7 protein-coding genes are annotated in these 7,242 nt (G+C 71.2%); 6 read left to right on the top strand and 1 reads right to left on the bottom strand.

All coding sequences use genetic code 11. The features are described 5' to 3' along the window. Positions 1–216: 216 nt before the first annotated feature. The 6 genes from eat (at position 217) to ypfJ (ending at position 5,729) form a co-directional block, all read left to right on the top strand. Positions 217–1,602 (top strand): ethanolamine permease, encoded by a 1,386-nt coding sequence (eat, locus tag ACXJLU_RS32115; RefSeq protein ID WP_457337801.1) that lies wholly within the window; start codon positions 217–219, stop codon positions 1,600–1,602. 8 nt (positions 1,603–1,610) lie between these two features. Continuing rightward, complete coding sequence (locus ACXJLU_RS32110; protein WP_457337800.1) at positions 1,611–3,017, top strand: ethanolamine ammonia-lyase subunit EutB; 1,407 nt, start codon at positions 1,611–1,613, stop codon at positions 3,015–3,017. Beyond that, positions 3,014–3,781, top strand: a complete 768-nt coding sequence (gene eutC, locus ACXJLU_RS32105; protein ID WP_457337799.1) for an ethanolamine ammonia-lyase subunit EutC — start codon at positions 3,014–3,016, stop codon at positions 3,779–3,781. Before ACXJLU_RS32110 ends, eutC begins: the two co-directional genes overlap by 4 nt. A gap of 30 nt (positions 3,782–3,811) precedes the next feature. Then, entirely contained in the window at positions 3,812–4,384 is a 573-nt protein-coding gene (locus ACXJLU_RS32100; RefSeq protein WP_457337798.1) for a deoxycytidylate deaminase, read from the top strand. A gap of 98 nt (positions 4,385–4,482) precedes the next feature. After that, a complete protein-coding gene (locus tag ACXJLU_RS32095; protein ID WP_457337797.1) occupies positions 4,483–4,773 on the top strand; it encodes a hypothetical protein in 291 nt (96 codons plus the stop codon). Between the two features lie 74 nt (positions 4,774–4,847). Next, a complete protein-coding gene (gene ypfJ / locus ACXJLU_RS32090; RefSeq protein WP_457337796.1) occupies positions 4,848–5,729 on the top strand; it encodes a KPN_02809 family neutral zinc metallopeptidase in 882 nt (293 codons plus the stop codon). Here ypfJ and ACXJLU_RS32085 read toward each other — a convergent pair. Next, the coding region (locus ACXJLU_RS32085) for an ATP-binding protein (RefSeq protein ID WP_457337795.1) at positions 5,726–7,242 on the bottom strand (1,517 nt) is incomplete at its 5' end. The genes ypfJ and ACXJLU_RS32085 overlap by 4 nt on opposite strands.

Genomic DNA, 7,242 nt, shown 5'->3' with positions numbered 1-7,242 from the left:
TCGGCACTGTTTGACCACAACGAACGAAGTGAGTGGAGGGAGTTTGCCGATGCATCCCCAAAGCCGATCTTCTTCGTGGAGTCGGCCCCCGGGCCGACCGCCCCAGCATGAGCCCCCGCCCCCTCCCGCCACCCGCCGCGCCCGCGCGGAACAAATCTTGCGTAAACCACAACAGCAGTCCCCTTCCAAACCTTGTCCTGAGCGATTGGAGCTTTCATGCAAACGGGTCAACAAGCGGGTCAACAGACGGGTCATCTCAAAGCCACGCTGAACGCCTGGCACCTGTGGGGACTGGCCGTCGGGCTGGTCATCTCCGGCGAGTACTTCGGCTGGAGCTACGGCTGGGCCAGCGCCGGCACCCTCGGCTTCCTCGTCACCGCCACCGTCGTCGCGGCGATGTACACCACCTTCATCTTCAGCTTCACCGAACTCACCACCGCGATCCCGAACGCCGGTGGCCCGTTCGCCTACGCCAGCCGCGCCTTCGGCCCGGTCGGCGGCCTGATCGCCGGCTTCGCCACGCTGATCGAGTTCGTGTTCGCACCCCCCGCCATCGCGATGGCCATCGGCGCCTACCTGCAGGTGCAGTTTCCGGCCGCCAGCCCGAAGCTGATGGCCTGCGGCGCCTACATCGTGTTCATGGCACTCAACATCGTCGGCGTGCGCACGGCCGCCACCTTCGAGCTGATCGTCACCGTGTTCGCGATCTTCGAGTTGCTGGTCTTCATGGGCGTGGTCGCCCCCGGCTTCTCGGCCGCCAACTTCGTCGCGCACGGCTGGGCCGGGCAGGACAGCTTCAGCCCGCTCGCGCTGTCCGGCATGTTCGCGGCCATTCCGTTCGCGATCTGGTTCTTCCTCGCGATCGAGGGCGTCGCGATGGCCGCCGAAGAAGCCAAGGACCCGAAGCGCACCATCCCGGTGGCCTACATCGCCGGCATCGTCACGCTGGTGCTGCTCGCGATCGGCGTGATGGTGTTCGCCGGCGGCGTCGGCGACTGGCGCAAGCTCTCCAACATCAACGACCCGCTGCCCCAGGCCATGAAGACCGTCGTCGGCGAGAACAGCGGCTGGCTGCACATGCTGGTGTGGATCGGGCTGTTCGGCCTCGTGGCCTCGTTCCACGGCATCATCCTCGGCTACTCGCGGCAGATGTTCGCGCTGGCCCGCGCCGGCTTCCTGCCCGCCTGGCTCGCCGTCATCCACCCGCGCTTCGGCACGCCGCACCGCGCGGTGCTGGCCGGCGGCGTGATCGGCATCGCGGCGATCTTCAGCGACGAGCTGTTCTCGTTCGGTGGCCAGACGCTCACCGCCAACATCGTCACGATGTCGGTGTTCGGCGCGATCGTGATGTACATCATGTCGATGCTCAGCCTGTTCGCGCTGCGCAAGAAAGAGCCCACCCTCGAGCGGCCGTTCCCCGCCATCGGCTACCCGGTGTTTCCCGCCATCGCGCTGGCGCTCGCGCTGCTGTGCCTCGTCGCGATGGTCTGGTACAACCTGTTGCTGTCGCTGATCTTCGCCGGGCTGATGGCCGCGGCCACCGTGCTGTTCCTGGTCAGCGGCCGCGAGCGGCGCGCCGCGGCTCTTGCCGCCCAGCCCTGAGGAAAAGCATGCGCTATCGCCACACCATCGGCACGCAGACCTGGCAGTTCGCCGATCTGAAGGCGGTGATGGCGCGCGCCACCCCGGCGCGTTCGGGCGACCAGCTCGCCGGCATCGCGGCCGGCAGCGCCGCCGAGCGCATGGCCGCCCGCATGTGCCTGGCCGACCTGCCGCTGCAGCGCTTCCTCGACGAAGCGCTGGTGCCCTACGAAGACGACGAGGTCACGCGGCTCATCATCGACACGCACGACCGCGACGCCTTCGCGCCGATTTCGCAGCTGACGGTCGGCGGCCTGCGCGACTGGCTGCTCTCCGATGCGGCCGACGAAGCCACCCTCGCGCGCGTTCGCGCCGGCATCACGCCCGAGATGGCAGCCGCCGTCAGCAAGCTGATGCGCAACCAGGACCTGATCCTGGCCGCGCGCAAATGCCGTGTCGTCACCCGCTTCCGCAACACCATCGGGCTGCCCGGCCGCCTCTCGGTGCGCCTGCAGCCGAACCACCCGACCGACAGCCCGCGCGGCATCGCGGTGTCGATGCTCGACGGCCTGCTCTACGGCGCCGGCGATGCGGTGATCGGCATCAACCCGGTCAGCGACAGCATGCCGGCGTTGGTCGACCTGCTGCACCTGCTCGACGAGCTGATCCGCCGCTTCGAGATCCCGACGCAGTCGTGCATCCTGACCCACGTCACCAACACCGTGCAGGCGATCGAGGCCGGCGCGCCGGTCGACCTGGTGTTCCAGTCGGTGGCCGGCACGCAACGGGCGAACGCCAGCTTCGGCATCGATCTCGCGCTGCTGCGCGAGGCGCAGGCGGCCGCGCTGTCGCTGAAGCGCGCGACGGTGGGCGACGCGGCCACCGCCAACGTGATGTATTTCGAGACCGGCCAGGGCTCGGCGCTGTCGGCCGATGCGCACCACGGCGTCGACCAGCAGACCTGCGAGGCGCGCGCCTACGCGGTGGCACGCGCGTTCTCGCCGCTGCTGACCAACACCGTGGTCGGCTTCATCGGGCCGGAGTACCTGTACGACGGCAAGCAGATCATCCGTGCCGGCCTGGAGGACCACTTCTGCGGCAAGCTGATGGGCCTGCCGCTCGGCTGCGACGTCTGCTACACCAACCATGCCGAGGCCGACTCGGACGACATGGACACGCTGATGACGCTGCTCGGCGCGGCCGGCCTGAGCTTCATCATGGGCGTGCCGGGCGCCGACGACATCATGCTGAACTACCAGAGCACCTCGTTCCACGACGCGCTGTACCTGCGCGAGCTGCTCGGCTTGCAGCGCGCGCCGGAGTTCGAGGCCTGGCTGCACAAGATGCGCATCACCGACGAGGCCGGCCGCGTGCTGCCGATCGCGGCCGGGCACAGCCTGATCGAGCGCCTGGACCTGCCGAGGCTCGCCGCGTGACGAACGAGGCCAAGGACGCGATCACCCGCGACCCGTGGGGCGGGCTGCGCGTGCACACCGCGGCGCGGGTGGCGCTGGGCCGCGCGGGCGTCAGCCTGCCGACCGCCGAGCTGCTGCGCTTCGGCTTTGCCCACGCGCAGGCGCGCGATGCGGTGCATGTGCCGCTCGATGCCGACGCACTGTGCGCGACGCTGCAGCAGGCCGGCTGGCCGACGCTGCAGGTGCACAGCGCGGCGCCCGATCGCGCGACCTACCTGCTGCGGCCCGACCTGGGCCGGCGGCTCGACGAAGCCTCGATGGCGCGGCTGGCCGACGAGCCGGGCGGCTTCGACCTGCAGCTGGTGGTCGGCGATGGCCTGTCGTCGCTGGCGGTGAGCCGGCATGCCGCGCCGCTGATCGCCGAGATCCGCGCGCAGGCGCCGCCCGAATGGCGTTTCGGCCCGATCGTCGTCGCGCGGCAGGCCCGCGTCGCGCTCGGCGACCCGGTCGGCGAGCTGCTGCGGGCCCGGCTGGTGGTGATGCTGATCGGCGAGCGCCCGGGGCTCAGTTCGCCGGACAGCCTGGGCCTCTACCTCACCTGGGCGCCGCGCCGCGGGCGCAGCGATGCCGAGCGCAACTGCATTTCGAACGTGCGGCCCGAGGGGCTGCCCTACGCGCCCGCGGCGCGGCGGCTGCTGTGGCTGGCGCGCGAATCGCTGCGCCTGCAGCTGAGCGGCGTGAACCTGAAGGACCGCAGCGACGTGGCCGAGCTGCCCGCGGCTTGACGACGCTGAACCGGCCCTAACATGTCGGCCATGCAAAACACCCCGCTGATCCACTGGCATTCGATGTTCATGGGCGTCGCGCTGCTCGCGGCGGCCCGCTCCAAGGATGGCCGCAAGCGCAACGGCGCCTGCATCGCGAGTGCCGACAACAAGATCCTGGGCGTCGGCTACAACGGCCTGCCGCGCGGCTGCAACGACGACGACCCGTCGTACTGGAGCGACATCGACGACGACCCGGTGCAGTCGCGCCACAGCTACATCGTGCACGCCGAGGTGAACGCCATCCTCAACTGCGTCGTGCTGCCGCTCACCGCCAGCACGATCTACACGACCCAGTTCCCGTGCCCGCGCTGCGTGCAGTCGATCATCCAGGTCGGCATCAAGCGGGTGGTGTTCCTCGAGAAGAAATCCCACCAGGTCGCGCTGAACCAGGCCTCGGACAAGATGCTGGCCGATGCCGGCATCGACGTGCTGTCGCTCGAAGCGCTCGAGGCGCCCGCCGCCGACTGGTGCGACAAGCTCGACGACTTCATCCGCGACACCGGGCCGGTCGTGCACGGCGTCGCGGATCCGGGGCCACCGCCCTCGCCGCCGCCGAAGTAGCCGCCGCACGCCCTCCATATCGCCCGATCACGGTGCGCGCCCGCTGGCTATCGTGGGCAGCACGGCGCAGGTCTCGCGCCGCGATGCATGGAGGTCTCATGCCGGCCCTGACTGATCCGCTCTCCCCGTCGACGCTTTCGCCGTCGCCATTGCCGGCGCCCGACGCGCTGCGCCAACAGCCGCTGATCGCCGATCTGCACGCGCTGGCGGTCTTTCGCACGCTGATGGCCCGCGAGGGAACGCCGGTCAACATCGCCCGCATGATGTTCGACCGGCCCTATGCCTACGAGCGGATCGCCGTGGCGCACGGCAGTGCCGATGCGGCGCTGCAGCGGGCCGCGCTGCACCTGTTCGGCCATTACCTCGCGACCGACCCCGACATGCACTGACTTCCCACGCGGAGGCCCCTGCGAGGGCGCTTCTCGTTACCATGGTCCTTCCAGCCACCAGCCGGGGGAACGCCATGAAATGGGAAGGCAACCGCGAAAGCGACAACGTCGAAGACGCCCGCAGCAGTGGCGGTGGTGGAGGGGGCCGCGGCTTCGGCGGCCGCAGCATCGGCCTCGGCTCGGTGGCCATCGCGCTGGTGGCCGGCTGGGTCTTCGGCGTCAACCCGCTCACGGTGCTGAGCCTGCTGAGCGGCGGTGGCGGCGGTGCGGTGCCCACGCAGCAGCAGGCGCCCGCCGGCAAACCGCCGGCCGACGACAAGATGGCCCGCTTCGTCTCGGTGGTGCTGGCCGACACCGAAGACGTGTGGCGCGCCAAGTTCAAGCAGATGGGCGGCACCTACCGCGAGCCGAAGCTGCGGCTGTTCCGCGGCAGCGAGCCCACCGCCTGCGGCCGCGGCGAGGCCGCGATGGGGCCGTTCTATTGCCCCGGCGACCAGAAGGTCTACATCGACTTGGGCTTCTACGAGACGATGCGCACGCGGCTCGGCGCGCCGGGCGATTTTGCGCAGGCCTACGTGATCGCGCACGAGGTCGGCCACCATGTGCAGAACCTGATGGGCATCAGCGGCAAGGTCGACGCGATGCGCGGGAAGGGCAGCGAGGCGCAGCAGAACGCGCTGAGCGTGCGGCTGGAGCTGCAGGCCGACTGCTTCGCCGGCATCTGGGCGCATGACGCGCAGAGCGCGCGCCAGATCCTGGAGCAGGGCGACGTCGAGGAGGCGCTGAACGCCGCGACGCAGATCGGCGACGACACGCTGCAGCGCAAGTCGCAGGGCACGGTGGTGCCCGAGACCTTCACGCACGGCACCAGCGCGCAGCGCGTCAGCTGGTTCAAGCGCGGCTTCCAGACCGGCAGCGTCGATCAATGCAACACCTTCGAGGCGCGGCAGCTCTAGGCTCCCGCCTCGAACGCCAGCTCGCAGGCCTCGGCGATCGTCAGCCGCTCGCCGTCGGCCTGCCAGGCCGCCAGCTCGGCGGCGTCCGGGTGGCGGGCCAGCAACCCGGCCAGCCGCACCTGGTCGGCCTCTTCGTTGGGCTGCCGCACCAGCCGTCCCCGGTCGCGGTAGTTGCGCACCGAGGCGCCCGCGAGCCGCGCGGCCGCATCGGTGCGGCCCGACAGCGCATGCAGCGCGCCGAACAGGTCGAGCATCGACCACATGCAGCTGTCCTCGGGCAGCCGCCGCAGGCGCCGTGCGCACTCGCCGACGACGGCCCGCGCCCGAGCCACTTCGCCGTGGTCGAGCAGCGCGCCGACCAGGTTCGCGAACAGCGTGAACTCGTTGGCCGACGCCCGCCCCGGCAGCAGGCGGGCCAGCAGCGCCTCGCCACGCCGGATCGCATCGGCGGTGCGGCCGGTGTGGCGGTCGATGTCGACCAGGTTCGCACCGGTGCGCAAGCTGCCCTCGAGGTGGCCGTCGCGCTCGCACAGCGCTGCGAGCGACAACAGCGCTTCGCGCGCACGCTCGGCATCGCCGCCGGTGAAATCCAGCACCGCCTCGGTGGTGCGCCCGTGCACCAGCACCGGCGCCGGCCAGCGCGGGTCCTCGATCGCCTTCGCGCGCGCCAAGGCGCGCCTTGCCTCCGGGTGATCTAGGCGCCAGTTCAGCGCGAACTCGGCCCAGGCCAGGTACTCGCCGCGCGCATCGCCCAGCTCGGCGTAGCGCTGCGCCGCCACTTCGGCCGCGGCCCGGCAGCGCAGCGGGTACTCGGTGCTGTGCGCGCGGGCCACGCCCTCCCAGAAGCGCGCGAGCACCTGCAGCGGCAGGCCGTCAGAGAGCCGGCCGACCAGCGCCTCGCCGCGCTCGCGGGCCTCGGCCTGCAGCAGCAGCGCGCCCCACAGCGGTGACGACGACCCGTACAGCGCGACGGCCGTGTCCGGGTCGTTCGCGGTCGCCTCGTCGAGCGCGGCGCGCAGGTCGTCGAGCTCGGGCGCCCAGCGCTCGCGCCAGGCCCCGGGCGCGCCATGCGGGTTCGATCGCCAGTGGTCCTCGTAAGCCTCGTCGAACACCGCGCGCATGCCGCGCGCGAAGGCAGCGCGCACGGCCGCCGATTCGCCCGAGGCCTGCAGCTTGTCGAGCGCGTACAGCCGGATGCTCTCCGGCAGGCGGTAGCGCGGCGCGCTCGCGCGGTCGACGCTCAGCAGCGAGCGGTCGGCCAGGTCGAGCAGGGTCTCGATGACGCGCGGCGCCGGCAGGCCGTCGTCGGCCAGGCACAACGCGGCGCGGTCCAGCTCGAACGCGCCGGGGAACACGCCGAGCCGGCGGAACACCTGCTGCTCGGTCGGCGACAGCAGCCCGTGGCTCCAGTCCAGCGCCGCGGCGAGCGCGTTCTGCCGCGAGGCCGGCACCTGCGGCAGCGGCGCCAGCAGCCCCAGGCGCTGCTGCAGCCGCTCGGCGAGCGCGGCCAGGC

This window comes from Rhizobacter sp. P5_C2 (assembly GCF_054049715.1).
Note: the sequence above shows the minus strand (reverse complement) of the source record. Positions and strands in the feature narration are given on the sequence as shown.

Bases quoted from the DNA above. Each gene is read 5' to 3' on its own strand.
- eat (WP_457337801.1), top strand. From the start codon at position 217: ATGCAAACGGGTCAACAAGCGGGTCAACAGACGGGTCATCTCAAAGCC.
- ACXJLU_RS32110 (WP_457337800.1), top strand. From the start codon at position 1,611: ATGCGCTATCGCCACACCATCGGCACGCAGACCTGGCAGTTCGCCGAT.
- ACXJLU_RS32100 (WP_457337798.1), top strand. From the start codon at position 3,812: ATGCAAAACACCCCGCTGATCCACTGGCATTCGATGTTCATGGGCGTC.
- ACXJLU_RS32095 (WP_457337797.1), top strand. From the start codon at position 4,483: ATGCCGGCCCTGACTGATCCGCTCTCCCCGTCGACGCTTTCGCCGTCG.
- ypfJ (WP_457337796.1), top strand. From the start codon at position 4,848: ATGAAATGGGAAGGCAACCGCGAAAGCGACAACGTCGAAGACGCCCGC.